Source organism: Intestinimonas butyriciproducens, assembly GCF_004154955.1.
In the GTDB taxonomy this organism is placed as follows: domain Bacteria; phylum Bacillota; class Clostridia; order Oscillospirales; family Oscillospiraceae; genus Intestinimonas; species Intestinimonas butyriciproducens.
Window position 1 is genome coordinate 662,669 of the sequence record NZ_CP011524.1, and the last position, 25,053, is coordinate 687,721.

General features: G+C 59.6%; 19 protein-coding genes, 4 tRNA genes and 3 rRNA genes. 16 read left to right on the forward strand and 10 right to left on the reverse strand.

Annotated elements, in window-relative coordinates; all coding sequences use genetic code 11:
- Positions 1 to 28 precede the first annotated feature (28 nt).
- Positions 29 to 2,326, reverse strand: a complete 2,298-nt coding sequence (locus tag SRB521_RS03375) for an S-layer homology domain-containing protein (protein ID WP_116722579.1) — start codon at positions 2,324 to 2,326, stop codon at positions 29 to 31.
- Between the two features lie 87 nt (positions 2,327 to 2,413).
- Here SRB521_RS03375 and SRB521_RS16295 point away from each other — a divergent pair, with 87 nt between their 5' ends.
- The 13 genes from SRB521_RS16295 to SRB521_RS03435 all read left to right on the forward strand — a co-directional run bounded on the left by SRB521_RS16295 (position 2,414) and on the right by SRB521_RS03435 (position 13,141).
- Entirely contained in the window at positions 2,414 to 2,620 is a 207-nt protein-coding gene (locus SRB521_RS16295; protein ID WP_207215996.1) for a hypothetical protein, read from the forward strand.
- A 342-nt stretch (positions 2,621 to 2,962) separates the two neighbouring features.
- Positions 2,963 to 4,494, forward strand: a 16S ribosomal RNA gene (locus tag SRB521_RS03380).
- Between the two features lie 108 nt (positions 4,495 to 4,602).
- A tRNA-Ile gene (locus SRB521_RS03385) sits at positions 4,603 to 4,679 on the forward strand.
- A 65-nt stretch (positions 4,680 to 4,744) separates the two neighbouring features.
- Positions 4,745 to 4,820, forward strand: a tRNA-Ala gene (locus SRB521_RS03390).
- Between the two features lie 269 nt (positions 4,821 to 5,089).
- Positions 5,090 to 7,931, forward strand: a 23S ribosomal RNA gene (locus SRB521_RS03395).
- A gap of 71 nt (positions 7,932 to 8,002) precedes the next feature.
- Positions 8,003 to 8,078: transfer RNA gene (locus tag SRB521_RS03400), tRNA-Lys, on the forward strand.
- Between the two features lie 3 nt (positions 8,079 to 8,081).
- A tRNA-Glu gene (locus tag SRB521_RS03405) sits at positions 8,082 to 8,156 on the forward strand.
- Between the two features lie 49 nt (positions 8,157 to 8,205).
- Positions 8,206 to 8,321 (forward strand): 5S ribosomal RNA (gene rrf, locus SRB521_RS03410).
- The 16S, 23S and 5S rRNA genes sit together here with 4 tRNA genes alongside, the layout of an rRNA operon.
- Before the next feature lie 60 nt (positions 8,322 to 8,381).
- A complete protein-coding gene (gene sfsA, locus SRB521_RS03415) occupies positions 8,382 to 9,086 on the forward strand; it encodes a DNA/RNA nuclease SfsA (RefSeq protein WP_075705296.1) in 705 nt (234 codons plus the stop codon).
- A gap of 200 nt (positions 9,087 to 9,286) precedes the next feature.
- Complete coding sequence (locus tag SRB521_RS03420; protein ID WP_058117078.1) at positions 9,287 to 11,002, forward strand: ammonium transporter; 1,716 nt, start codon at positions 9,287 to 9,289, stop codon at positions 11,000 to 11,002.
- 103 nt (positions 11,003 to 11,105) lie between these two features.
- Positions 11,106 to 11,825, forward strand: a complete 720-nt coding sequence (locus SRB521_RS03425; RefSeq protein WP_033117483.1) for a GNAT family N-acetyltransferase — start codon at positions 11,106 to 11,108, stop codon at positions 11,823 to 11,825.
- Positions 11,818 to 12,525: a M15 family metallopeptidase gene (locus SRB521_RS03430; RefSeq protein ID WP_116722203.1), complete on the forward strand. Its 708-nt coding sequence runs from the start codon at positions 11,818 to 11,820 to the stop codon at positions 12,523 to 12,525. The genes SRB521_RS03425 and SRB521_RS03430 overlap by 8 nt, the downstream gene beginning before the upstream one ends.
- Before the next feature lie 22 nt (positions 12,526 to 12,547).
- Positions 12,548 to 13,141: an SGNH/GDSL hydrolase family protein gene (locus SRB521_RS03435; protein WP_033117482.1), complete on the forward strand. Its 594-nt coding sequence runs from the start codon at positions 12,548 to 12,550 to the stop codon at positions 13,139 to 13,141.
- A gap of 116 nt (positions 13,142 to 13,257) precedes the next feature.
- Here SRB521_RS03435 and SRB521_RS03440 read toward each other — a convergent pair whose 3' ends face one another.
- The 6 genes from SRB521_RS03440 to SRB521_RS03465 all read right to left on the reverse strand — a co-directional run bounded on the left by SRB521_RS03440 (position 13,258) and on the right by SRB521_RS03465 (position 20,020).
- Positions 13,258 to 14,415 (reverse strand): DUF975 family protein, encoded by a 1,158-nt coding sequence (locus SRB521_RS03440; protein ID WP_075705300.1) that lies wholly within the window; start codon positions 14,413 to 14,415, stop codon positions 13,258 to 13,260.
- A 27-nt stretch (positions 14,416 to 14,442) separates the two neighbouring features.
- On the reverse strand, positions 14,443 to 16,092 hold the full coding sequence (locus tag SRB521_RS03445; protein ID WP_116722204.1) for a sensor histidine kinase: 1,650 nt from the start codon (positions 16,090 to 16,092) through the stop codon (positions 14,443 to 14,445).
- Between the two features lie 3 nt (positions 16,093 to 16,095).
- Positions 16,096 to 16,764, reverse strand: a complete 669-nt coding sequence (locus SRB521_RS03450) for a response regulator transcription factor (RefSeq protein ID WP_075705302.1) — start codon at positions 16,762 to 16,764, stop codon at positions 16,096 to 16,098.
- A gap of 199 nt (positions 16,765 to 16,963) precedes the next feature.
- Positions 16,964 to 18,037: a TPM domain-containing protein gene (locus SRB521_RS03455; protein WP_116722205.1), complete on the reverse strand. Its 1,074-nt coding sequence runs from the start codon at positions 18,035 to 18,037 to the stop codon at positions 16,964 to 16,966.
- 46 nt (positions 18,038 to 18,083) lie between these two features.
- The gene (locus SRB521_RS03460; protein WP_033117479.1) at positions 18,084 to 19,286 is read right to left on the reverse strand and encodes a toxic anion resistance protein; all 1,203 of its coding nucleotides are present in this window, start codon (positions 19,284 to 19,286) and stop codon (positions 18,084 to 18,086) included.
- A gap of 35 nt (positions 19,287 to 19,321) precedes the next feature.
- Positions 19,322 to 20,020, reverse strand: a complete 699-nt coding sequence (locus tag SRB521_RS03465; RefSeq protein WP_075705304.1) for a 5-bromo-4-chloroindolyl phosphate hydrolysis family protein — start codon at positions 20,018 to 20,020, stop codon at positions 19,322 to 19,324.
- A 206-nt stretch (positions 20,021 to 20,226) separates the two neighbouring features.
- On the opposite strand from SRB521_RS03465, the gene ilvA reads away from it, so the two are divergent.
- The 3 genes from ilvA to recR all read left to right on the forward strand — a co-directional run bounded on the left by ilvA (position 20,227) and on the right by recR (position 23,057).
- The gene (ilvA, locus tag SRB521_RS03470; RefSeq protein WP_116722206.1) at positions 20,227 to 21,441 is read left to right on the forward strand and encodes a threonine ammonia-lyase; all 1,215 of its coding nucleotides are present in this window, start codon (positions 20,227 to 20,229) and stop codon (positions 21,439 to 21,441) included.
- 307 nt (positions 21,442 to 21,748) lie between these two features.
- Entirely contained in the window at positions 21,749 to 22,396 is a 648-nt protein-coding gene (rpe, locus tag SRB521_RS03475) for a ribulose-phosphate 3-epimerase (RefSeq protein ID WP_075705306.1), read from the forward strand.
- A 58-nt stretch (positions 22,397 to 22,454) separates the two neighbouring features.
- Positions 22,455 to 23,057 carry a recombination mediator RecR gene (gene recR / locus SRB521_RS03480; protein WP_058117085.1) on the forward strand — a complete coding sequence of 201 codons (603 nt, stop codon included), beginning with the start codon at positions 22,455 to 22,457 and terminating at the stop codon, positions 23,055 to 23,057.
- 57 nt (positions 23,058 to 23,114) lie between these two features.
- Here the strand turns inward: recR and SRB521_RS03485 are convergent, their stop codons facing one another.
- From SRB521_RS03485 to SRB521_RS03495, 3 genes are all read right to left on the reverse strand, one after another.
- Positions 23,115 to 23,309 (reverse strand): DUF2188 domain-containing protein, encoded by a 195-nt coding sequence (locus SRB521_RS03485; protein WP_058117086.1) that lies wholly within the window; start codon positions 23,307 to 23,309, stop codon positions 23,115 to 23,117.
- A 173-nt stretch (positions 23,310 to 23,482) separates the two neighbouring features.
- Positions 23,483 to 23,995, reverse strand: coding sequence for a helix-turn-helix domain-containing protein (locus SRB521_RS03490; RefSeq protein WP_165366553.1), 513 nt, complete (start codon positions 23,993 to 23,995; stop codon positions 23,483 to 23,485).
- Positions 23,996 to 24,025: 30 nt separating this feature from the next.
- A complete protein-coding gene (locus SRB521_RS03495; RefSeq protein ID WP_075705309.1) occupies positions 24,026 to 25,027 on the reverse strand; it encodes an asparaginase in 1,002 nt (333 codons plus the stop codon).
- Positions 25,028 to 25,053 lie beyond the last annotated feature (26 nt).

Sequence of the window (25,053 nt, forward strand, 5' to 3'; positions counted from 1 at the left end):
GGTGAGAATCTGGATATACAGGTAAGGGCTAGGCTGCCGCTTCGCCGGCGGCCTGGGAGAAGAAGCGGAAAAGCATGACGGCGGCCTCTGCACGGCTAGCGCCGCCGGTGGGATTCAACCGCCCGTCGCTGCCCAGCAGGATGCCTTGCTCCACGGCCCAGGCCACTGCCTGGCTGGCCCAGGGGGAGACGGTGTCGGCATCGGAGAAGGAGGAGAGCCCGCCGCTGTGGGAGGGTTCTCCGGCATACCGGTAGAGCAGCAGGGCGAGGCTCTCGCGGGTGAGGGGGACGTCGGGAGAGAAGCCGCCGCCCGTGCCGGTGGTGATGCCGCTCTCCGCCGCCCAGGACGCCGCATCGGCATACCAGGCGTCGGCAGCCACATCGGAGAAGCTGCTCTCCGCATCAGGCTGGGGCTGGCCCTCCGCGCGGTAGAGAATGGTGCACAGGGCGGCGCGGCTGACAGGGACCGAGGGCTGGAACCCGTCCCCCGTGCCGCCTATGAGTCCGGCGGAGACCAGCGCGCCGATCTCCGGAAGCGCCCAGTGGTCCTCCAAGTCATAGAGACCGTAGAGATCGGTATAGAGGTAGCCGCTCAGCTCCCCGCCAACGCCGGACACAGTCTCCTCCTGAAACACGTCGGGGAAGCCGGCCCGCGCCATGGTCTCACGGTAGCCGCTCTCATCCGAGAGACGGATGAGATTCAGATAGGTGTCCACAGCCCCCTGATAGTCATCCTGGGAGGTCAGGAACAGGTCCAGGGCAGAGAGGGCGGAGGTGGCGTAGCTGATATAGTAGAAGGGGGACTCAAAGGTGTGGTTCACCTCCACCCAGTCGTAAGCCTCGTCCGAGTCCGTCGCATAGACATAGCCATACTCCTGCGCAAGGGTGCGGAAAAGGCGGTTGACATCCTGAAGCGTGGGGTCTTCCATGTCGAAAAACTCAACCTGAAACTCACCGTAGAGGCAGCCGTCCACCACAGCATGGAGCAGGGCGTAGAGGTCGGCGCCCCGGAAGGCGTCCCCCGCCTCGCCGAAAAGCTGGTCGGCATAGCGCAGGGAGAGGGCCTCCAGACCCTGCGAGTGGGTCTCCGCCGTGTCATAGGAGAAGTTGACGGAAGGGGCCGCGCAGTAAGCGGAGAAGTGGCCGAACTCATGGATCAGCGTGCTGATGTCGTAATAGCCGCCCTGGGGGCTGTCAAAGAGGAAAGCGGAGCGGTAGGAGGGCAGGGAAATGGTGAAGCCCACGTCCAGCTTGGTGTCGGAGCGCTCGATGTCACACAGATTGCTCTCCACCATATAGTCGAAGAGTTCTCCCAGCTCAGACGCGATCTGTCCGATCACCGGACCCACAGCCGCCAGCTTCCCGGCCTGCCCCTGCCCGTCGTAGCGGTTCAGTGCCTCCTCCCCGGCACAGACTGCGGCATAATAGGCGGCATAGGCGGAATAGACCGGTACGATATGCTCTTTCACATAGGAGAAGAGCGCCTCGGATTCCTCGCGTCCGTAATCGCGCCCGTAATACGTTTCATAATAGTAGTCGAGAACGGAGTCGTAGCCGCTGGAGCGGGCGATCTCCCGGCGCAGGGAGGAGAGCTCCAGCAAATAGGGACCCGCCGCCGCGTTCCTGGCTTGTGCCAGCGCGGAGAGGAGGGTCCAGTAATCCTCATCGCTCAAGTCGGGGTCGGATTCGGTCTCCTCACGGGTCCAGGTCCTGTCACTGCCCGGCAGCGTCGCGGTGTATTCCGCGGTGAGCGCGTTCCAATATCCGGCCACCAGCGCGCTTTCCTGGTCCATAAGGTCGAGCTGCTCATCGGTGATCGACTCGTCCAGGTAGTCATCCAGCAGTTCCTCCAGTTCCTCCAGGTCGCCGTCGGCGGCCGCATAGGCGTCGGTAAAGGAGTCGGAGCGGAACATGCCGTGGACGGCATCCTGGTAGGCCTGGCCCGCACGGGTAAAGAGGAAGGTGAAGGCCAGATAATCCGCCTCATAAGACGCCGGATCCCGGTAGTAATGGACAGAGCAGACCGAGTATTCGGTGTAAAGGGAGAGATAATCGACATAAAGCGCCATACAGGCGGTCGAAATCGTGGTGATGGAGGCGGAGGAGTCCAGCAGCGCCTGAAAATCCTCACAGTCCGAGAGAAAATCCTGGACATGCTCTGTGTCATAAGAGAGCGAGTCGAAATCCACAGGGAGCGGCCAGGAATCTCCGGAGGACAACGCAGCGCTTTCCGGCAGAAGCGCGGGTTCCGCCGCTTGAACTGTCCCCAGCCCAGAGAGCAGAGCGCCGGTCAGCACCAGGGCGGCCAGGCGTCGAAATCGAAACATAAAAACAACCCCTTCCCATTCCTATATTATAATTAAGAGTAACACGATTAAACCAGGACCGCAACCACGAATCCTGTGGACATTCGTATGTCAAAGAAAGAAAATGAAGAAAAACGGAAAAAGGAGTTGACAATTGGGGAGGAGTTTGGTATATTAACTGAGCGCCAAACGCCGGGCAGGAAAACAGTGGCAAAGAGCGGAAGAAAAATCCGTGAGCGGCTGAAAAAATGCTTGACAAGAGCTTGGCCATCTGCTAGAATAACAAAGTTCGCGTCAGCCGAGAGGCGGCACTGATTCAAGGGGATTTGAAAAAAGTGCTTGACAAGGGCTTGAAGATCTGGTAAGATATAAAAGTTCGCGTGAGACGCAAACGAGTCAAGTGTCGAAATGATTTCGAAAGAAATTGAAGAAAACGCTTGACAATGAGAGTGCCATGTGGTACAATCAAAATCCCGCCGCTGGAGCGGCGTGCACCTTGTAAATTAAACAACGTGAAGAAGAAACACGAAGCACCAGAAAAGGACTTGAGGTCCTTTCTAAAGTCGCAAGACTTGGAAAGGCTCTTGACAAATTTCTTTGAAGCTATGGAAAGCTTCAATAAGATGATTTAAGGAACGGAAGTTCTTTAGATACCATTTTATTGAGAGTTTGATCCTGGCTCAGGATGAACGCTGGCGGCGTGCTTAACACATGCAAGTCGAACGGAGCACCCCTGACGGAGTTTTCGGACAACGAAAGGGAATGCTTAGTGGCGGACGGGTGAGTAACGCGTGAGTAACCTGCCTTGGAGTGGGGAATAACAGCCGGAAACGGCTGCTAATACCGCATGATGTATCTGGATCGCATGGTTCTGGATACCAAAGATTTATCGCTCTGAGATGGACTCGCGTCTGATTAGCTAGTTGGTGAGGTAACGGCTCACCAAGGCGACGATCAGTAGCCGGACTGAGAGGTTGGCCGGCCACATTGGGACTGAGACACGGCCCAGACTCCTACGGGAGGCAGCAGTGGGGAATATTGGGCAATGGGCGAAAGCCTGACCCAGCAACGCCGCGTGAAGGAAGAAGGCCCTCGGGTTGTAAACTTCTTTTGTCAGGGACGAAGCAAGTGACGGTACCTGACGAATAAGCCACGGCTAACTACGTGCCAGCAGCCGCGGTAATACGTAGGTGGCAAGCGTTATCCGGATTTACTGGGTGTAAAGGGCGTGTAGGCGGGAGTGCAAGTCAGATGTGAAAACTATGGGCTCAACCCATAGCCTGCATTTGAAACTGTACTTCTTGAGTGATGGAGAGGCAGGCGGAATTCCCTGTGTAGCGGTGAAATGCGTAGATATAGGGAGGAACACCAGTGGCGAAGGCGGCCTGCTGGACATTAACTGACGCTGAGGCGCGAAAGCGTGGGGAGCAAACAGGATTAGATACCCTGGTAGTCCACGCCGTAAACGATGGATACTAGGTGTGGGGGGTCTGACCCCCTCCGTGCCGCAGTTAACACAATAAGTATCCCACCTGGGGAGTACGATCGCAAGGTTGAAACTCAAAGGAATTGACGGGGGCCCGCACAAGCGGTGGAGTATGTGGTTTAATTCGAAGCAACGCGAAGAACCTTACCAGGACTTGACATCCTACTAACGAAGCAGAGATGCATAAGGTGCCCTTCGGGGAAAGTAGAGACAGGTGGTGCATGGTTGTCGTCAGCTCGTGTCGTGAGATGTTGGGTTAAGTCCCGCAACGAGCGCAACCCTTATTGTTAGTTGCTACGCAAGAGCACTCTAGCGAGACTGCCGTTGACAAAACGGAGGAAGGTGGGGACGACGTCAAATCATCATGCCCCTTATGTCCTGGGCCACACACGTACTACAATGGCGGTCAACAGAGGGAAGCAAAGCCGCGAGGTGGAGCAAATCCCTAAAAGCCGTCCCAGTTCGGATTGCAGGCTGAAACTCGCCTGTATGAAGTCGGAATCGCTAGTAATCGCGGATCAGCATGCCGCGGTGAATACGTTCCCGGGCCTTGTACACACCGCCCGTCACACCATGAGAGTCGGGAACACCCGAAGTCCGTAGCCTAACAGCAATGGGGGCGCGGCCGAAGGTGGGTTCGATAATTGGGGTGAAGTCGTAACAAGGTAGCCGTATCGGAAGGTGCGGCTGGATCACCTCCTTTCTAAGGAGAGCTCGATGGGGAGAAGTACTCATCGAAAAGTCCTAAGGTCAGGCTTTTCTGGGGAGTGGATCGCTTCACGTTGTTTAATTTAGAGGGCGCACGCCATATGGGCCCATAGCTCAGCTGGCTAGAGCGCACGACTGATAATCGTGAGGTCGGTGGTTCGAGTCCACTTGGGCCCACCACTTTCTTTCTTTGGAGAAAGAAGGAAGGCAAAGGAAGCTTTAGCAGAGCTTGGCACACCGGACGCGGGGGTATAGCTCAGTTGGTAGAGCACCTGCTTTGCAAGCAGGGGGTCACCGGTTCGAGTCCGATTACCTCCACCATTTAGAACAGATTTCAGTGCTCGATGGAGATTGAGGACTGAAATCTGTCCTGAAAGGGACAGAGGTCTGCACCTTGAAAACTGAACAATGTGAAAGAAAGTATTGAGAGCAAGCAACAGAGGGCAATTAATAGCAAATGTTGTGGAACTTTAAGATAGAATGGCGAAAGCTGTTCTAGTGAAGGGTAAAAACAATAAGCCAATTAAGAACTCTTTGAGGCCTGCATAATTCATGATCATAACGTAGAACCAGGAGATGGTTCTGCGAAAGGTCAAGCTAGAAAGAGCGCAAGGGGAATGCCTTGGCATCAGGAGCCGACGAAGGACGTGACAAGCTGCGATAAGCTACGGGGAGCGGCACATACGCATTGATCCGTAGATTTCCGAATGGGGCAACCCGGCAGAGCAATACTCTGTCAGCGTGCGTTGAATCAAATAGGCGTACGCGGGGAACCGCCTGAACTGAAACATCTAAGTAGGGCGAGGAAGAGAAATCAACCGAGATTCCGCAAGTAGTGGCGAGCGAACGCGGAAGAGGCCAAACCAGAGGATTTATTCTCTGGGGTTGTGGACTCACATAACGGTGCAATAGTTTAGCCGAATGGTATGGGAAGGCCAGCCACAGCGGGTGAGAGCCCCGTAGGCGAAAAGCGAATTGCATCAGTGAGGATCCAGAGTACCGCCGGACACGTGAAACCCGGTGGGAAACAGGGGGGACCACCCTCCAAGCCTAAATACTACCTGATGACCGATAGAGGAGCAGTACCGTGAGGGAAAGGTGAAAAGGACCCCGGGAGGGGAGTGAAATAGAACCTGAAACCTTGTGCTTACAAGCACTCAAAGCCCGTTAATGGGTGATGAGGTACCTTTTGTAGAATGGTCCGGCGAGTTATTGTAACAAGCAAGCTTAAGGTATTCAGTACCGGAGGCGCAGGGAAACCGAGGGTTAATAGCCCGTATAAAGTTTGTTGCAATAGACCCGAAACCGGGTGACCTATCCATGAGCAGGTTGAAGTGGGGGTAAAACCCCATGGAGGACCGAACGCACGTTCGTTGCAATGACCGGCGATGACTTGTGGATAGCGGTGAAATTCCAATCGAACCCGGAGATAGCTGGTTCTCCCCGAAATAGCTTTAGGGCTAGCGTTAGTTTAGATTACCGGAGGTAAAGCACTGAATGGGCTAGGGGCCGATAAGGTTACTGAACCCTATCAAACTCTGAATGCCGGCTAATTGATGACTAGCAGTCAGACTACGTGAGATAAGTTTCGTGGTCAAAAGGGAAACAGCCCAGACCCACAGCTAAGGTCCCAAATGTATGCTAAGTGGAAAACGATGTGGAGTTGCGAAAACAACCAGGATGTTGGCTTAGAAGCAGCCACTCATTAAAAGAGTGCGTAATAGCTCACTGGTCGAGTGACTCTGCGCGGAAAATATAACGGGGCTAAGCATGCAACCGAAGCTTGGGCTTGTCGCAAGACAGGGGTAGGGGAGCGTCGAATATGGGGTGAAGTCGCAGCGGGAGCAGCGGTGGACTGTATTCGAGTGAGAATGCCGGAATGAGTAGCGAGAATTATGTGGGAATCATAATGGCCGAAAATCTAAGGTTTCTTGGGGAAGGTTCGTCCGCCCAAGGTAAGCCGGGAGCTAAGGCGAGGCCGCAAGGCGTAGTCGATGCACATACGGTAGAAATTCCGTAGCCGCCGAACTTTAAGCATGCTGACACTTTGGAATAGGGGAACCCGGGCGTTGGTTGACCCGGGCGTAAGGGACCGAAAAATAGTAGGGAAGTCCTTGATGTCCAGAGGCGAGAAAAGGCATGTGGTATACTAAGGCGCCCGTACCGCAAACCGACACAGGTAGATGAGGAGAGAATCCTAAGGCCAACGGGAGAAGGGTTGTTAAGGAACTCGGCAAAATGACCCCGTAACTTCGGGATAAGGGGAGCCTGCGCGAGCAGGCCGCAGAGAATAGGCCCAAGCGACTGTTTACCAAAAACACAGGTCTATGCTAAATCGAAAGATGACGTATATGGGCTGACGCCTGCCCGGTGCTGGAAGGTTAAGAGGAGAGCTTAGTCGCAAGGCGAAGGTTTGAATTGAAGCCCCAGTAAACGGCGGCCGTAACTATAACGGTCCTAAGGTAGCGAAATTCCTTGTCAGGTAAGTTCTGACCCGCACGAATGGCGTAACGATTTGGGCACTGTCTCAACAGCCCACCCGGCGAAATTGTTGTACTGGTGAAGAAGCCAGTTACCCGCAACTAGACGGAAAGACCCCATGGAGCTTTACTGTAGCTTAATACTGGAAATCGGTAAATCATGTACAGGATAGGTGGGAGACTTGGAAGCCTGGGCGTCAGCTTAGGTGGAGTCAACCTTGGGATACCACCCTTGATTTGCTGGTTTTCTAACCTGCGGCCGTGAATCCGGTCGGGGGACACTGTTAGGTGGGCAGTTTGACTGGGGCGGTCGCCTCCAAAAAGGTAACGGAGGCGCTCAAAGGTTCGTTCAGCACGGACGGAAACCGTGCAGTGAGTGTAAACGCATAAACGAGCCTAACTGCGAGACCGACGGGTCGAGCAGTAACGAAAGTTGGAGTTAGTGATCCGGCGGTATGTGCGTGGAAATGCCGTCGCTCAACGGATAAAAGCTACCCTGGGGATAACAGGCTGATCTCCCCCAAGCGTCCACAGCGACGGGGAGGTTTGGCACCTCGATGTCGGCTCGTCGCATCCTGGGGCTGTATTCGGTCCCAAGGGTTTGGCTGTTCGCCAATTAAAGCGGCACGCGAGCTGGGTTCAGAACGTCGTGAGACAGTTCGGTCCCTATCTGTTGCGGGCGTAAGAGATTTGAAGGGAGCTGTCCTTAGTACGAGAGGACCGGGATGGACGAACCTCTGGTGCACCAGTTGTCCTGCCAAGGGCATAGCTGGGTAGCTACGTTCGGACGAGATAAACGCTGAAGGCATCTAAGCGTGAAACTCCCCCTAAGATTAGATCTCTCATCCATTAGGAGTAAGGCGCGTCGTAGACTATGACGTTGATAGGCCGGAGGTGGAAGCACGGCAACGTGTGCAGCTGACCGGTACTAATCCGCCGAGGGCTTGACCTTAACATGATTGTGCAGGCGCTTGTCCTCAACTTCTTCACATTGTTCGGTTTTGAAGGTGTAGACTTTTGTATGCGCCTTTAGCTCAGTTGGTAGAGCAACTGACTCTTAATCAGTGGGTCCCCGGTTCGAATCCGTGAAGGCGCACCATATGGCCCGTTGGTCAAGCGGCTAAGACGGCGGCCTCTCACGCCGCAAACGTGGGTTCGATTCCCGCACGGGTCACCATTTTAAACTTCATATTGGTTTTGACTGTGTGAGAGCAGTTGAAATAGCAGTCGGTGCTGATTGCGGTGAGGGTCCACCCGTTCCCATTCCGAACACGGCAGTTAAGCTCACTTGCGCCGAAAATACTTGCTTGGAGACGGGCCGGGAAGATAGGTAGTGCCGACACAAAAAAGCGGACAGAGAATTCTGTCCGCTTTTTTGTAGTTTTTGGGAGGGAGCATCGCCATGCAATACGACAATAGTTATAGGGCCACTTTCCTTAGCCGCCCCAATCGCTTTATCGCCAATGTGCTCCTGGACGGAAAGCCTGAGGTGGTTCATGTGAAGAACACAGGGCGCTGCCGGGAACTGCTGGTGCCGGGCGCCAATGTTTACCTGGAAAAGAGCGGGAACCCGGACCGGAAGACATGCTACGATCTGGTTGCTGTGGAAAAGGGAGCGCGCCTCATTAATATGGACGCCCAGGCGCCCAATCGTGTCTTTGCCGAGTGGGTGGGCGTAGGCGGGTTTCAGGAGGGGCTTACTTTACTGCGCCCAGAGACTACTTGGGGGAATTCTAGATTTGATTTTTACTGGGAGGCATCAAATCGGAGGGGATTCGTGGAGGTCAAAGGAGTTACACTGGAAGAAAACGGCGCGGTGTACTTTCCGGACGCCCCGACGGCGCGGGGGGTCAAGCATGTGGAAGAGCTGTGCGCCTGTCTGGAGCAGGGCTATGAGGCGGCGCTCTTTTTGGTGGTCCAGATGGAGGGCGTCGCCTTTTGGGCCCCCAATGACCGGACCCATCCAGCCTTCGGCACGGCGGTGCGGCGTGCGGCGGAGCGAGGGGTACAAATTTTGGCCTGGGACTGCAAAGTGACACCGGATTCGATAACGCTGCGGCGGCCGGTATCGGTCCGATTGCATGGAGTGCAGGAAAATTTGTGTTAGAGTGCATAAAATAATATTTTATTTTGCAAGTATTTTATGTTGTGTCCTGAAAATGAATTCTTGATATTGACAAGATGCAAATTCTTCGATAAACTTTTAGGCAATAAGCAAGGACGCTCGATCCGCCGAAGATGGCGGGCCGAGCGTCCTTCTGCTTTACCGGCGGATTGCTGTCGTCGGAGAATGAGGAGGAGTGAAAGATGTATTCGTCGGTCAACACAATCTGGGTGCTGCTCGGAGCAGCGATGGTCTTTTTTATGCAGGCTGGATTCGCTATGTGCGAGGCCGGCTTTACCCGTAGCAAAAACACCGGTAATATCCTTATGAAGAATCTTATGGATTTCTGTATCGGAACCCCCGCTTTCTGGCTGGTTGGGTTTGGGATTATGTTTGGTGGCACAGGTGCTCTGATTGGGAGCTTCGACCCATTGGTACGGGGTGATTATACAGCAATCCTTCCTGCAGGGGTCCCGATCTGGGCGTTCTTTATTTTTCAGACAGTCTTTTGCGCCACTGCCGCCACCATCGTCTCCGGGGCTATGGCGGAACGGACGAAGTTCATCTCCTACTGTATTTACTCGGCAGTGATCTCTCTGGTGATTTACCCGATCTCTGGCCACTGGATCTGGGGCGGCGGCTGGCTGGCGCAGATTGGGTTCCACGACTTTGCAGGGTCTACGGCCGTCCATATGGTGGGCGGTGTGGCCGCCTGTGTGGGCGCCAAGATCCTGGGGCCCCGGATCGGAAAGTACGGTAAGGATGGCAAGCCCCGGGCCATTCTGGGACACAACCTCTCCATAGCTGCCCTAGGAGTCTTTATCCTCTGGTTTTGCTGGTTTGGCTTCAACGGATGTTCCACCGTGGGGATGGAAGGGGATGAGACCATGCTTTTGGCTGGATCTATCTTCTGCACCACCAACATGGCAGCAGCGGTAGCCTGCGTCACTACCATGGTCTTTACTTGGCTGCGCTATGGGAAGCCTGACGTATCCATGACCTTCAACGCGGCCCTGGGCGGACTGGTGGCCATTACCGCAGGGTGCGATATGGTCTCGATTAGCGGGGCGGCGGCGATCGGCATCTGTGTCGGTATCGTAATGCCGCTGGCCATCGGATTTTTTGACAAGGTGGCCAAAATCGACGATCCTGTGGGCGCAATCTCGGTCCACGGCGTATGTGGGGCGATGGGCACTATACTCACCGGATTTTTCGCCCTGAACGGTGGTCTGCTCTATGGGGGTGGCACGGCCTTCCTGATGACCCAATGTCTGGGTGTCTTTTTCGTCATTGCCTGGGTGGTGGTCACTATGACGATCGTGTTCCAAGTCATCAAACATACCATTGGGCTGCGCGCCTCTGCTCAGGAGGAGATTGAGGGATTGGACATCCAGGAACACGGTCTGGTCTCCGCCTATGCCGACTTTATGCCGGCCACCAGCGTGAATGGTATTTCGGGTACGAATGGCATTCCAGCACCTGCCGGATCCCGAGCCGCAGAAATGGACAAGGCCATTCCGGTCCAGGTGGTATCCGATGCGAAGGCGGAGATATCCGCCTCTGATGTAAAGCTTTCGAAAGTCACCATCATCTGTAATCAGGCCCGTTTTGAAGAACTAAAGAGCGCCATGAATGATATCGGTGTGACGGGTATGACCGTTACTCAGGTCTTGGGCTGTGGCATACAAAAAGGAAAGACTGAATACTATCGCGGCGTAGAAATGTCCATGAATCTATTGCCCAAAGTGCAGGTCGATATTGTGGTTTCCAAGGTTCCAGTGAGTGAAGTGATCTCTGCAGCCAAACGGGCGCTGTTTACGGGACATATTGGAGACGGAAAGATCTTTATTTATGATGTGGAGAGCGTAGTCAAGGTCCGCACCGGGGAGGAAGGCTACGATGCGCTCCAAGGGGACTAAACAGTCTGCTGATGGGAGGGCGGAGGTCATATGACCTCCGCCCTCCCATTGCGCAGGAGACCGTGCTGTGATAAAATAAGACGCACGAAAGGACTGAGAGAAGATGAAGCAACCCGGTGGGGATGTAGAGGTAGAGCGCTTCGCTGCGGAGATCGCACCCAAGGGCAAGGGGTATCTTGCCGTTCGCAGATGCCCGCCGGACGAGTTGGCCCATGTGCTGGAACGGGAGGCCGGCGCCCTGTTTTCCGCAGGGGCCCGTCGGGTCTATGCCGCCTCTACTGATCCAGGCGCACCCCTGCATGAGGGGAAGCTGGGGCGGTGCAGGCTGACCCATGTACACGATATGCTGCTCCTGCGCCGGGAGCTGGGAGAGGCGCGGCCCGGGCCCGGAGGATTGGCTGTGCTGGAACCGCTCCGCCCTGCGGAGGGCGAAGCATGGCTCAAAATCCATAACGAGGGATTTTTTGATGTGCCCAATTCCGCGACCTATGGTCCGGAGGAGCTGGAAACCTGTCTGGACGAAGATCATGACTGTGGTTTTTTTCTCTTTGAGGGCAAGGCGGTGGGCGTCTATGAGCTGGCGCTGGCCGGACAAGAGCCGGAGATCGAGGGCATTGCCCTTCGGCCGGGCTTCCGGGGCCGTGGCCTGGGCCGGGAGCTGTTGCTCTCAGCCATGGACCGGCTGGCCGAACTGGGCTTTCAAAGCTGTTTCCTGCGGGTAGCCAGCTCCAACATGCCGGCGCTCCGCCTCTACCGGGAGAGCGGTTTTGCAGAGGAACAGATACATTCCAAATGGTTTGAGGTGACCGTAGAGCATGGATGAGCCGGAACAGTTTTGGAAACCGATCCCGCCCTATGATGACCGGGGATGGGACTTGGTGCCCCCCATTGAGGAGTGCGGCGAGCCTCTGGTGGATATTACCGGGCGGACGCCCCGGATCCTCTGCGGGGCGTCTTATCTGCGCCAGGGGCTGGATGGCGCGCTGGACCGCTGCTGGGTGCGGGAGGGGATGTGGGAGCGGCTCAGGTGCGTGCTTGCGCTGCTGCCGGAGCGATACTCCCTGTTGATTTTTGATGGGCTGCGCCCCCTGCGGGTACAGCGGGCCATCTATGACCAGTTCAAAACGGTCATTCAGGAGGAACGCCCGGGCATCTCAGCGGCGGAACTGGAGCTCATACTGGAGGACTATGTGGCCAGGCCGGTCAAGCGGCTGGACCGGCCCGCGCCCCATACCACCGGCGGCGCGGTGGATCTGACGCTGTGTCTGGATGGAACGCCCATGGATATGGGTACCGGGTTTGACAACCTCACCAGTCAGGCTCACACCGACTGGTTTGAACGGACGGACGGTGGGAGGGAGACGATGCGGGACCAGCGGCGGCTCTTGTTCCATGTGATGGAGGCGGCAGGCTTTGTCAACTACGGCTGTGAGTGGTGGCACTATTCCTATGGAGACCGCCAGTGGGCCCGACAGAAGAAAGGTGTCCCCATCTACGGATTCTGCCCGGAGTGCGACGGGTGAGCAAAAGAGAGGAGAAGGAGAAATGTCGTATCAGATCGTAGCCTTTGGAGATTCCAACACGAGGTATTATCTGGGGGACACCGGCACGGCGGGCCCCTTGGAGGACGCCTGGCCTGCCCGCCTGGAGGCACTTCTGCGGGATCGGGGCAGGGACGTGGCGGTGAAAAACGAGGGACACCCCGGCATCCAGGCGGATTTCGCCATGGAACACTTCGACGCCGCCACCAAGGGCGCTGACCTGTGCGTGCTGGGCTTCGGCACCAACGACGCCAAGAAGCTGGAGGTCCCTCTGGGCGAATTCCTCTCCGAGGTCTCCGACGTGCTGGACCAGGCGGGGGAAGCCGGTATACCCCTCATTCTGCTGGGAATCCCCTGGTTCTCAGAGGAGGTGGCCGGGCGGGATGTGCAGGCCCGGCTACCCATTTGGAACGAGTCGCTCGCCAGCCTCTGCGATCAGTTGAGGATCCCCTTCGTAGACCTCTATACGCCCTTCCTGGGCGACCCGGAGCGCTGGTTCAACGAGCGGACGACCCCGAAGCGCCACCTCTCCGCCGCGGCGGAACAGCGGGTAGCCGAGCTGGTCCTGCCCCTGGTGCTCCGACAGATGGACCGCTAGGACTTGTCTGCATATCGGAATAGGCAGACAGCCCGGAAGAGCCGCACCGTTTTTTATAACCCTGAAGCAAAGGGGGCCCGCCCAGGTGATCTGAGCGGGCCCCCTTTCCGCTTATTTTAAGGCGCTCCGTCTTCCGGGGGGTCCTTGTGGAGAAAACCGGTGTAGAAGCCGGGGGGAAGTTCCGGCTCATGGGGAGACGGAGGCGGGCCGGGGACCCGGCGGGGCGGTTCCCCGGCCGGGGCGCCGGAATAGTAGTAGTGAGGGACGGATGCCTTGTCGGGCCCGCCCACCCGGCAGTAGGTCTCGACAGGCGCCGGCGGAGCGGACTCATCCACGGGGGCGGGAGAAGTGCCGGCGGCGCAGTCGTAGAAACCGGCAAAGGCCGTGCCCATGTAGGCGGTGAGCCACAGGAGCAGCGGGGCGCTGCACAGCAGGGCGGCCGCGGCCAGGAGCAGGGGGAGGAACATGCCGAAGACACGCACCGGAAGGGCGGCAAAGCCCCCACGGCTCACCTGGAAGAAAAAGAAGATGGCAAAGCCGCCCAACAGGTAAACCGCCAGGATGATGGCGGCCACCAGCAGGGCCCAGCCCAAAAAAGACAGAGACAGAAGAAGAAGGGACCAGCGGCGGCCCGTCATTAGGCGCTTGCTCTCATGGATGCAGTCCAGGGCCCTCCAATCGGGATGGTCCAGCAGGAGATAGTAGGAGAGGGCGTACCGCAGCAGACGGTTATAGAGGAGGGCCATGCTCAGTACAGTGGCCGGGAGGAGGAGGAGCGCAAGAAGCTGGCTGTCCAGCCAGACGGCCAGCAGGGAAAATGGGACCAGAACCGCCAGAGAGACCACGGTCCACAAGAAACTGAGCAGAAAGAGCAGCAGGGACAGGCAGATGATCCGCCCGGCCAGGTGAAAGCCGAAAAAGAGGTCCTTGATCTCGGTGCGGCGGCCCCTCCAGAGCCGCATGGTGTAGTGGAGATAGCCGGTCTGCATGACCAGGGTGAACAGCATAGCCAGGAGGTAGAGGAAGACCATCACCGCCAGGAAGAGCCCGGAGGCGGCGGACGTAGCCCCGCGGCTGATGTGGCCGCCATGGCCCCGTATGGCAAGATTGGCCCCGGCGGCAAGGGTGACCGGAAGCGTGGCGGCCGTGGAAACTGCGGAGACCAGGGCCTGTGTAAGGAGCAGATAGATCAGCGTGACCAGCCAGGGGCGGGGAGAGCCCTGGCGGACGGCGGCCTTGGCCGCCAGCTTAATGCGAACGCGGTCGTATTCCACGGGATCTACCTCCTTCTGATAGAGATATCATACCATGGAATCGGGCGCTTGGCAAATGGGAAACGTGCACCAGAAGGCCGCACCGGAGGCAAGGGAGTCCGCGCCGCACCGCCCGCCGTGAAGAGCGGTGATCTCCTGCACCAGGGCAAGCCCCAGCCCGGTGCCGCCTTGGGTCCGGGTCCGGGCAGGGTCCGCCTTGTAAAAGGGCTCGAAGAGCCGGGGCAGGACCTCTGGGGGAATGGGGTCTCCGTCGTTTTCCACCCGGAGAAGGGCGCTGCCCTTTTCCACACGGAGCAGGAAGCGCACCTCGCCCCTGGGAGCGCAGTGGCGCAGGGCGTTGGAGGCCAGGTTGCCGACCAGCCGGGTGAGCTGTTCCCGGTCCCCGGACAGGGTGCAGGGCTCCAGCGTCAGGGAGAGGGTGATCCCCTTTTTACGGGCTGGGTGCTCCAGAGGACGGAGCACGTCCCGCACCACCTGGTCCAGCGCCACCGGAACGGGCTGGAACCGGGCACGCCCCGACTCCAGCCGGGAGAGGTCCAGGAGGGAGCCCACCAGGGCGGCCATCCGGTCCGACTCCTCCACGATGACGGAGAGATATTCCTCCCGCTTTTCCGGGGCGATGTCCTCGCTGAGCCCCTCGGCATAGGAGCGCACCAGGGCCAGCGGGGTCTTGAGTTCGTGAGCCACGGCGTTGGTGAGGTCCCGCTCCCGCTGGAGGGAGCGGGACTGAGACCGGGCCACCAGAACAGCCAGGAGCAGGGCAAAGAAGAAGGTGCTCCCATAGAGCAGTCCGAGGCCGTGGGTGGCCAGACGCAGGGGAGGGTAGGCCGCGCCGTAGGCGGAAATCAGATTGTCGTAGGGGGCCACTATACCGCAGTGGGCGTAGCCTGCGCCGCCTTCCACGGCGCCGACCCAGCTGGCGGACGGCCCGCGGCTGCCCACCAGACTGTCCACACGGGCCTGAGCCTGCCGGAAGAGTTGCAGAGCCAGCTCCGGCGGATCATCGCTCCAGATGAGGGGGGACTGCAGCCGGGCGGCGTCAAAGGCGAGGGTGGTGAGGGTCTTGCCTTCAAAATAGGCGCTGTCGGTGTCGAGAAGGGTGAGAGGGCCGTCGGCAAAGTAGTACACCAGCTTTTGTGGGTAGACCACATTGTGCTCCACCACGCCGGTGACCTCGCCATAGAGCCCCGGTCTGTCCACATCGCCCTCTCCATAGAGGCCGCCCTCCGCCCCATAAAAGGCGCAGAGGTCCTTATCGGCGCGGAGCAGGCGGGCCAGGGCGAGCTGTTCGTCATCGGTGAGGACCGGATCAAAATGGAGGAAGTAGTCGTAGACTCCGGTGCCGGGCAGGGAGAAATAGCCGGAGGTAAGGGGGCTGCGGGCAAGCTCCGTCCCATCCAAATCGTAGATGCGAAAGACGCCCATGGAGCCGGCGGCGGGGGAGCAGGCGGCCATCCGGTCGGCGAGCAGGGCGGGCTTTTCCACAGCCGCCGCCGTCCCCTCCAGCACCAGCTGGCAGTTCATGAGGTTCCAGTCCAGGGTCTCGCGGATCTCTGCACGCAGAGAGGCCTCCCGGGCGTCCAGACTGCGGAAGGAGATCACACCCGCCATCAGTGCCCAAAAGGCCAGAAAAACCGCCGCCGTTCGCAGAAAAACGGTCCAGAACAGCTTGCGCATCGTTCACGCCTCCTCCAGCTTGTAGCCCGCCTTGACCACGGTCTTGATCTGTCCGCCCGCGGGCCCCAGCGCGGCGCGAAGGTTTTTGATTTGGACGTCCACCGCCCGGAGCTCCCCCTCAAAATCCCAGCCCCATACCCGGGTGAGCAGGTGCTCCCGGGAGAGGACCCTGCCGCGGTTGCGCAGGAGGCAGAGGAGCAGATCATACTCCCGAGGGGATAATTTGACAGCAGTATTACATACTGTACAGGCCATGCGGCCGGTATCCAGCCGAATTTCCCCACAGATCAGCGTGCCGTCGGAGGTGCCGCGGCTGCGGCGGATCAGGGCTGTGGTCCTGGCCAGGAGAACGGCCAGGGAGAAGGGCTTGGTCACATAGTCGTCTGCACCCAGCCCGTAGCCCTCCAGCGCGTGAGTTTCCCCGCCAAGGGCCGTGAGGAAGAGGATGGGGACCCGGCTCTCCCGGCGGATGGCACGGCACACGCCGTAGCCGTCCAGGCCCGGCATCATCACGTCCAGCAGTACCGCGTCGTAGTCCCGCGCCCGGAAGCGGTCCAGACCCGCCGCGCCGTCTGCGGCCAGGTCGGCCTCCACCCCGTGGGCATGGAAATAGTCCCGGAGGATATCCCGCATGCGGGGCTCATCTTCCACAATCAGGATCCGGTCAGCCATTGTCGATCCCCTCCTCAATATGCAGGATACCAAAAAAATGTGTTGGAGTTGTGTCGGATTGGAAAATATGCGGCATGCCGCAGGAAAAGGGGCGGCAGCCCCGGTGTGTCTCCCGTTGAAACATTCAAAAGGCTGTCGGAAAAGCTCGAAATGGCTTTTCCGACAGCTTGGATGCCCGTCAGGTATGGAGAGATGCGAATTACCGGCGGCCGCCGAAGCCGCCGCCCCTGGAACCGCCGCCGAAGCCGCCGCCCCTGGAGCCGGAGCTGAAGCCGCCGCCCCTGGAGCCGGAGCTGAAGCCGCCGCCCCTGGAGCCGGAGCTGAAGCCGCTGCCCCTGGAGCCGGAGCTGAAGCCGCTGCCCCTGGAACCGCCGCCGAAGCCGCCGCGCTTGGGACCGGAGCTGAAACCGCCGCCCCGCGGGGGCGTGGGTCCGCCTCCCGGCCCTCTGGGGGGACGTGGACCCCTTCCGGGCGGAGGAGGAGGCTGGCGCCAGCGCCGCCGATACCAGCCGTAGCCAGGCCCGTGCCAGAAGAGAAGGGGGCGAAAGACCACCGGGGGGACCCCCATACCGTAATATCTTCTGCGGTAGGCGGTGTATCGGGTGCTGTCGATGATGGAGAATACGATGAGGATCAGAAGGATGAGGAAAAAGATCTGGACCACCCAGCTCACATCTCGGACATAACCCTCGGCATAGCCGGGCGCCGGCGTACTCTGTGCGGCGTTCAGATGGGAGGAGAAGAACGTCTGGAAGGAGGAGAACACCCCCAGGGCGAAGGTGTCGTAATCCCTGGCCATGAATGCGTCGTAGTACTGGTCCATGTACTGGGTGATCACGGAGTCGCTCAGGGCGGAGGTCACGCTGTCGCCCGGGATCAGGAAGGCGTCCTGCCCACCCACGTCCATTACCAGCAGCAGGTCCTGGGAGCCGAGACCAATGTCGTTGCCGAGCTGATAGGTGTAGGTGTCGATGGCCATGCCGTCGGTGTCGGACACTGCGGCCACCGCCATGATCATACCGTAACGGGCGTCCCAGTTGGCGTTATAGAGGCACAACGTCTCCTCTGTGGCATCGGAGAGCACACCGGCCTCGTCCCACAGCCAGTCTGTGTAGCCGGAGGTGTTCAGGCTGGTGTCCAGCGCTGAGGGATCGGCGGGCTCCGGCGCGGGGGAGGACTGTACGGGACGCCGGACCTGACCCAGGCCGATGGAGGCCAGGATGATCAGAAGGGTGAGGACCACCGCTACGCTGCGTTTTTGAAAGAACTTCATAGGCACTCCTTATTTTCGTATCCCACAGGTACAAAAGGCGTCCGGCTCAACCGCGCAGCTCCAGCAGCTTCTGCTTGAGCTCGCCCTCGATCCGTCCCAGCTCCAGCTCGGCCTCCCGGCGCTTCTGGGCGCCGTCCTGCTGGATCTTCATGACCTCGTCTAGGGTGGAGATGAGCTGCTGATTGGTGTGCTGCAGGGTCTGGATATCCACCACGCTGCGCTCGGCCTCCTTGGCGGTCTCGATGGTGCCCATCTTGAGCATGTCGGCGTTCTTCTGCAAGAGCTCGTTGGTCATGTTGGTGACGGCGCTCTGGGCCGCCGTGGCCTGCCGGGAGTGCTCCAGACCCAGCGACAGGACCATCTGGCTCTTCCACAGCGGAATGGTGTTCACCAGGGAGGACTGGATCTTCTCCAGCATCAGGGCGTCGTTGTTCTGGATGAGCCGGGTCTGGGGGCCCATCTGGATGGAGATCATACGGGTGAGCTCCAGGTCATGGATCTTCTTTTCAAAGCGGGAGCACATGTTGGCCAGGTCGTTGTAGGCCTGGGCATCCTCCTGGGCCCCGCTCTGGGCGGCCTTTTTCCGCAGCTCCTCCAGCTCGCCGGCGCGGACCTGCTCCAGGCGCTTCTTGCCCGCCAGAATATACATGGTGAGCTCCTTGTAGTACTTGGTGTTGAGATCGTACATCTGGTCCAGCATGGCGATGTCCTTCATCAGGGTCACCTGATGGCCCTCCAGCACGGCCACGATCTTGTTCACGTTGGTCTCGGCCTTGGCGTACTGGGCTTTCATGGACTCCAGATCGTTTTTCTTTTTCTGGAAGAAGCCGAAGAGACCGCTCTTCTCCTCCTGGCCGAAGTTTTGCAGCTCTCCTACCAGACCGGCCAGGGACTGGCCGATCTCGCCCAGGTCCTTGGTGCGGACGGAGTTGAGGGTGTTTTCAGAGAAGGAGGCGATATTCTTCTGCGCGGCGGCGCCGTACTGCAGGACCACGTTGGAGTCCTTGATATCGATCTTCTGGGCGAACTCGTTGACCATCTTGCGCTCCGCCTCGGTGAGCTGGCTCTCATCCAGCTTGACCGCGTTGGCGTCCCGGACCTTTTGGGCCTCGGCGGCGTCCTCAGGAGCCACGGTGGGATTCAGGGTCAGGCTGGGCGCGTCGGGGGCCTTGGGGGCCTCGGCGGCGGCCGCCGCACCCATATCGGGGGTCAGCGTGAGTTCAGGGGTGAAATCGGTGTTGTCGGCCATATTGAACCATCCTTTCTAGTTGCGCCGCAGGCCCGTCAGGACTCGCTGCGGAGCTGCTCGCCCGTCAGTCCTTCCTGGGCCAACAGGTTTTCCATCACGGTGATGTCGGTGGAGATATCCAGGGCCTCGTCGCCGAAGAGGGCGTCGAGCTGCTTGTCGAAGGCTTTGGTGACCGTGTCCATCATCGTCTCGATCTTTCCCATGGTGCCGTCGATGTTGGTGCCGGACACGCCCGCGGAGCCCATCCTGTCATAGGCATTGAGGAGCTTGAGGGTGGTGGGGAGATAGTAGTTCATGAATTTGCGGATCTGGGAGAGCTTTTGAGGGTGCTCCACCACATAGGAGATGATCTTCTTGGTGATCTCCTCCAGATGGTCGATCTGGGCGGAGAGGGTGGGGTCCTCGATGGCGTCATTGAGACGACGCATTTCAGAGACGGCCCGGTCCCGGTCCTGGATCAGGGCGTCCAGCTCGGGATTGCCGGTGGAAGGGGCCTTTTTCTCCTCCGCCTTGGGGGGCACCTCCGCCTGGGGATCGGAGTCCTTCGCGGCCTCCGGGGTCTCGAAGCTGCGGTCCGGCCAGATGGCCTTGGCGATGAGAAAGGCCGCCAGGGAGGCACCCGCCGCCGCCGCATAATGGAGGGGCCGGTACAGGGGCAGGAACAGCCCGAAGATCAGCCACACCACGGCCACCGCATAGATGGGGACCACAGATTTTTTTACTACCTTAGCCATAACTGCCTCCTTAGAGAAGATACAGAATTATTGTACCCTTCCGTGGGAAGGGTGTCAATGGGATTCCGTTTTACTTTGCCTGTCTTAGGACGCGGGTGCCCTTGCAAAAGCGGAAGGGAACCGTGGACAGGATGGTTGACAGGGGGTGGAAAACTTATTATTATATATAAGTTATAGCTGTAAACGAAGAGGGAGAGCGATGGTCAATGATGACGCTGGAGGATTTCAAGGCCGCCCGCAGTGTGCTTGCGGGCGTGATCGCGGACACCCATCTGGTCCACTCCGTGGCTTTTTCCAAAGCCACGGGGAACCATGTCTATATCAAACCGGAAAACATGCAGGTGACCGGCGCCTACAAGATCCGGGGCGCCTACTATAAGATCAGCACCCTCACCCCGGAGGAGAAGGCGCGGGGCCTTATTACCGCTTCCGCTGGCAACCACGCCCAGGGGGTGGCCTACGCCGCCCAGGCCGCCGGCGTGAAGGCAACGGTGGTCATGCCCACCACCACGCCCCTGGTGAAGGTGAACAACACCAAGGACTACGGGGCCAACGTCATCCTGCACGGCGCCGTCTTTGACGACGCCGCGGAGCTGGCCTCCCAACTGGCGGAGGCGGAGGGCTATACGTACATCCACCCGTTCAACGATCCCATTCTGGCCACCGGACAGGGGACCATCGCCTATGAGATATTTTCCGATCTGCCGGAGGTGGACATCATTCTGGTGCCCGTGGGCGGCGGCGGCCTTGCCGCGGGGGTGGCCACCTTGGCCAAGCTCCTCAACCCCAATGTAAAGGTCATCGGCGTAGAGCCCACCGGGGCGGCCTCCATGAAGGCCAGCCTGGAGGCGGGCCATGTGGTCAGCCTGGACAGGGTGGAGACCATCGCGGACGGCGTGGCCGTCAAGACCCCTGGGGACAAGATTTTCCCATATGTGCAGCAGAATCTGGACGGCATCCTCACCATCGAGGACCGGGAGCTGGTGGATGCCTTCCTGGATATGATGGAAAAGCACAAAATGATCGTGGAGAACGCCGGGCTGCTGTCCATAGCCGCCCTGGCCCATCTGGACTGCACAGGCAAGAATGTGGTGAGCGTGCTCTCCGGCGGCAACATGGATGTCATCACCGTCTCCTCCCTGGTCCAGCACGGCCTGGTGAGCCGGGGACGGGTATTCACCTTCTCGGTGCAGCTGCCTGACCGGCCGGGCGAGCTGGTGCGGGTGGCGGAGATCGTGGCGGAGCAGAACGGCAACATCATCCGCCTGGAGCACAACCAGTTCGTCAACATCAACCGCCAGAGCGGCGTGGAACTGCGCGTGACGCTGGAGGCCTTTGGGCATGTCCACAAGCAGGAGATCATCAAGGCGGTGAAGGACGGGGGCTACGACGTCCGTGAGGTCATGACCACCAGCGTGTAGCCCCTTGAATATCTGTTGCCGCCCCCCGGAGGCGGACCTCCGGGGGGCGGCTATCTTCGTGCGGTGGGCCGCCGGGTCGTCGCCGCCGGACCGGGAGACGGCGTGGGGCCGCCAGGCCGGCACGCTTCCGCGCGCTGCCGTGGGAGGCCGGCGGCTGTCCCGGGGCGCCTGCGGCCCGCCTTTGCGAGCCGCCTGCCGCTTGTCGTATCCTATGCCGGCGGCGACGCCTCGGTGCCCCTCTGCGGGACCGGGTATGGGAAGAGCATACCGCAAAAGGATTTTATTTTCCATAAGGAGAGATGAAAAGATGATTAAAATTGCTCCTTCCATCCTTTCAGCGGATTTTTGCAATCTGGAGCGGGAGATCCGGCGGGTGGATTCCGCCGACTGGCTCCATGTGGACGTGATGGACGGCATGTTCGTGCCCAACATCTCCATCGGCGTGCCGGTGGTGTCGTCCATCCGCAGGCACACGGAGATGTTTCTGGACGTCCATCTGATGGTGGAAAAGCCGGGGCGCTATGTGGATGCCTTTGCCGACGCCGGAGCCGATCTGCTCTCGGTCCACCTGGAGGCCGATATGCCGCCCCGCATCCGGGAGGCCCTCCGGCGCATGGAGGAGCGCGGGGTGAAGCGGGGGATCGTCCTGCGGCCCATCACCTCGGCCGAAGCGGTGCTCCCCTACCTGGAGCTGGGTGTGGAGCTGGTGCTGGTGATGACAGTGGAGCCCGGCTTCGGCGGACAGAAGTTCATGGCCGATCAGCTTCCCAAGCTGGAGGCGATCCGCCGGTATATCGACCGCTATCAGCCGGACTGCAATCTGGAGGTGGATGGAGGGATCGATCCTGACACCGCACGTCAGGCGGTATCCGCCGGAGCCAACGTGTTGGTGGCAGGTTCCTCGGTGTACGGTGCGCCGGACCCGGCGGCTGCCATCGCGGCCCTGAGAGGGTAACCTCTCTGGGCCCGTCATCGGAAAAAATGCACAGATCAATCGTTGGAGGTAACATCCTATGCAGTATTTTCCCCCGGCCCTGGAAAAGCTGACGGAGCAGTTTGCACGGCTGCCCGGCATCGGCAACAAGAGCGCCCAGCGGCTGGCCTTTTTTGTGCTGTCCCTTCCCGACGAGGACGCACAGGCGTTTGCCGACGCCATCGTGACCGCCAAGCGGGCCATCTCTCTGTGTCCGGTGTGCCAGAACCTCACGGAGGGCGAGGGGCCCTGTGCCATCTGCCGCAGCGACAAGCGGGACGGCGGAACGGTATGTGTGGTGGCCGATCCCAAGGATGTCATCGCCATGGAGCGGTCCCGGGAGTATCAGGGGCGCTACCATGTGCTCCACGGGGTCATTTCTCCCATGAACCATGTGGGTCCCGATGATCTTCACATCAAGGAACTGCTGGAGCGGGTGGCCTCGGGCGAGGTGCAGGAGGTCATCATGGCCACCAACCCGGACACGGAGGGGGAGGCCACGGCCATGTATCTGGCCCGTCTCCTGCGGCCCTTTGGCGTGAGGATCACCCGGCTGGCCTATGGGGTCCCGGTGGGAGGCCACCTGGAGTATGCCGACGACGCCACGCTGATGCGGGCGCTGGAAGGGCGGAGAGAGATGTAAAACACGGGGGCGCGTCCGACTAGGACGCGCCCCCGTGTTTTGGCAGAGCCCGACGGCTCAGGCGGAAGGTTCCCCGGCCGGACGATACCGGGCCAGGAGAGATAACTGCTCGTTTGCAGCCATCCGCGCTGCGATCTCCAGGGCTTCCTGGTAGGACGCCACCCGCCGGATGGCCTTGGCGGCGGCGTGGCGGCGGACCTGCCAGCCGCCTTTGGGGTGGGGCAGCACGTAGAGATCTGCTCTGTGGTCCATGGGGGTATGTACACCTCCTCCTTTTGTGTGATGGTATGGAGAACCGCACACAAAAAGAGAAAACATTGACTTTTGGCCGGCATTTCGATACAATAAAAACGGACTGCGTCGGCCGTGGGCCGCGTTTTCTCCAGGGGTTCCGCTGTGCCAGCAGGGGAGCCCCCTTTTTTGTGTCACTGGTCTTCCCTGGGGGAAGAGGCCCGCTTTTTCAGCAGACGGCTGTAGCGGGCCAACAGGGCCTCCTCCGAGAGAGAGGAGGCGCCGGCGGTGAACTGCTCGGTGGTCAAGCTCAGGATAGGGATCTCAAAGGCGTCGATCAGGCTCTGGGCCTCCTGGACCGCCTGCTCCAGCTCCGACAGGTCGAACTGGTTGCGCAGAGAGCGCATCTGGGCGGCAAGACTGCAAAATTTCTCCAGAACGGCGGCGGCGCCTTCGCAGGCGGGCGGAACGGGTACAGGAGCGGCGGCGTCCGGACATTCCCCCACGCCGGCGGAGGCCGGAGCGGACGCCGTGGACTGCGTCAGGCGGCTGATGTCCACATTAAAAATGTCGGATAGTTGCTCCAGCCTGGCGGAGCTGATCTTGGAGGCGCCGGATTCCCACTGCGATATCGTGCCGCGGCTGATACCGAGCCTGCGGGCAAGTCCGGACTGGGTCAGCCCCTGGCGTTCACGGAGCTCTTTCAAATTAAGATGCCCACTAAACATGCAAGACAGTCACTGCGGCAAGGATACCTCGCCTGCCAGGCTCTTTGCAAAATAGGCTTTCACCTGGACCGGATCTTCCGTCTGGCCTAACACCCACATCAATTTTGTAACCGCCGCCTCTGTGGTTATATCATAGCCCTGGATCACGCCCTGGGACAGCGCGCGCTGTCCGGCCTGATAGAGGGTGAAGTCGCTGCTCTCGTAGAGGCACTGGGAGCAGACCACAACGGACATGCCCGCCTGAGCCGCTTTGTGGAGCTTGGAGATGAGGTCCCGGCGGATGAAGTGGAGTCCCCCGGCGCCGAAGGCCTCGATTACCACCCCGCGATAATGCATTTGCAGCAGCATGTCGAAGATCTCCGGATTGAGACCGGGGGTCAGCTTGATGAGAAAGACGTCCCTGCACAGCTCGTCCCGGAGCGTGCAGCGATCCCCGGCGGCGGGGGGCAGCGCGGCGGGATCGATATGCAGCCCACCGCCGTCCACCAAGGCGGCAGGAGGCCAGTTGACACTTTCAAAGGCGTCAAAGCCCTTGGTGCGGGTCTTGACCGCCCGGCATCCCAGGATCACCTTACGGTCAAAGGCCACAAAGACGCCGGGTGTGCCGGAGGCGGCCATGGCGAAGGCGATGCGCAGGTTCTCCAGCGCGTCGGTGAGCGGGTGTTCGATGGGGAGCTGGGAGCCGGTGAGCACCACGGGGATAGGAATGCCGCGGAGCATGAAGCTGAGCACCGACGCGGTGTAGGCCATGGTGTCGGTGCCGTGGGTGATCACCACGCCGTCATATGCGGCGCGCTGATCGTGGACAGCGCGGGCGATGAGCTGCCACTCCTCCGGCTGGATGTTGGAGGAGTCCAGGTGCAGGATATCGCGGACTGTGAGCGCGTAATTCTCGGAGAGCAGGGGAAAATGGCGGGTCAGCGCGTCCCCGTCCATGCCGGGAGCCAGTCCCTCCTCCGTGGGTCGGGAGGCGATGGTCCCCCCGGTGGTAAGCAAAAGAATATGTTTCACTTGATTCTCCTCCAATGAACAGGTAT

What these genes read in the sequence shown, in the direction of transcription:
- SRB521_RS03375 (WP_116722579.1), bottom strand. Translation starts at nt 2,326, where the DNA reads ATGTTTCGATTTCGACGCCTGGCCGCCCTGGTGCTGACCGGCGCTCTG.
- SRB521_RS16295 (WP_207215996.1), top strand. Translation starts at nt 2,414, where the DNA reads ATGTCAAAGAAAGAAAATGAAGAAAAACGGAAAAAGGAGTTGACAATT.
- sfsA (WP_075705296.1), top strand. Translation starts at nt 8,382, where the DNA reads ATGCAATACGACAATAGTTATAGGGCCACTTTCCTTAGCCGCCCCAAT.
- SRB521_RS03420 (WP_058117078.1), top strand. Translation starts at nt 9,287, where the DNA reads ATGTATTCGTCGGTCAACACAATCTGGGTGCTGCTCGGAGCAGCGATG.
- SRB521_RS03425 (WP_033117483.1), top strand. Translation starts at nt 11,106, where the DNA reads ATGAAGCAACCCGGTGGGGATGTAGAGGTAGAGCGCTTCGCTGCGGAG.
- SRB521_RS03430 (WP_116722203.1), top strand. Translation starts at nt 11,818, where the DNA reads ATGGATGAGCCGGAACAGTTTTGGAAACCGATCCCGCCCTATGATGAC.
- SRB521_RS03435 (WP_033117482.1), top strand. Translation starts at nt 12,548, where the DNA reads ATGTCGTATCAGATCGTAGCCTTTGGAGATTCCAACACGAGGTATTAT.
- SRB521_RS03445 (WP_116722204.1), bottom strand. Translation starts at nt 16,092, where the DNA reads ATGCGCAAGCTGTTCTGGACCGTTTTTCTGCGAACGGCGGCGGTTTTT.
- SRB521_RS03450 (WP_075705302.1), bottom strand. Translation starts at nt 16,764, where the DNA reads ATGGCTGACCGGATCCTGATTGTGGAAGATGAGCCCCGCATGCGGGAT.
- SRB521_RS03455 (WP_116722205.1), bottom strand. Translation starts at nt 18,037, where the DNA reads ATGAAGTTCTTTCAAAAACGCAGCGTAGCGGTGGTCCTCACCCTTCTG.
- SRB521_RS03460 (WP_033117479.1), bottom strand. Translation starts at nt 19,286, where the DNA reads ATGGCCGACAACACCGATTTCACCCCTGAACTCACGCTGACCCCCGAT.
- SRB521_RS03465 (WP_075705304.1), bottom strand. Translation starts at nt 20,020, where the DNA reads ATGGCTAAGGTAGTAAAAAAATCTGTGGTCCCCATCTATGCGGTGGCC.
- ilvA (WP_116722206.1), top strand. Translation starts at nt 20,227, where the DNA reads ATGATGACGCTGGAGGATTTCAAGGCCGCCCGCAGTGTGCTTGCGGGC.
- rpe (WP_075705306.1), top strand. Translation starts at nt 21,749, where the DNA reads ATGATTAAAATTGCTCCTTCCATCCTTTCAGCGGATTTTTGCAATCTG.
- recR (WP_058117085.1), top strand. Translation starts at nt 22,455, where the DNA reads ATGCAGTATTTTCCCCCGGCCCTGGAAAAGCTGACGGAGCAGTTTGCA.
- SRB521_RS03485 (WP_058117086.1), bottom strand. Translation starts at nt 23,309, where the DNA reads ATGGACCACAGAGCAGATCTCTACGTGCTGCCCCACCCCAAAGGCGGC.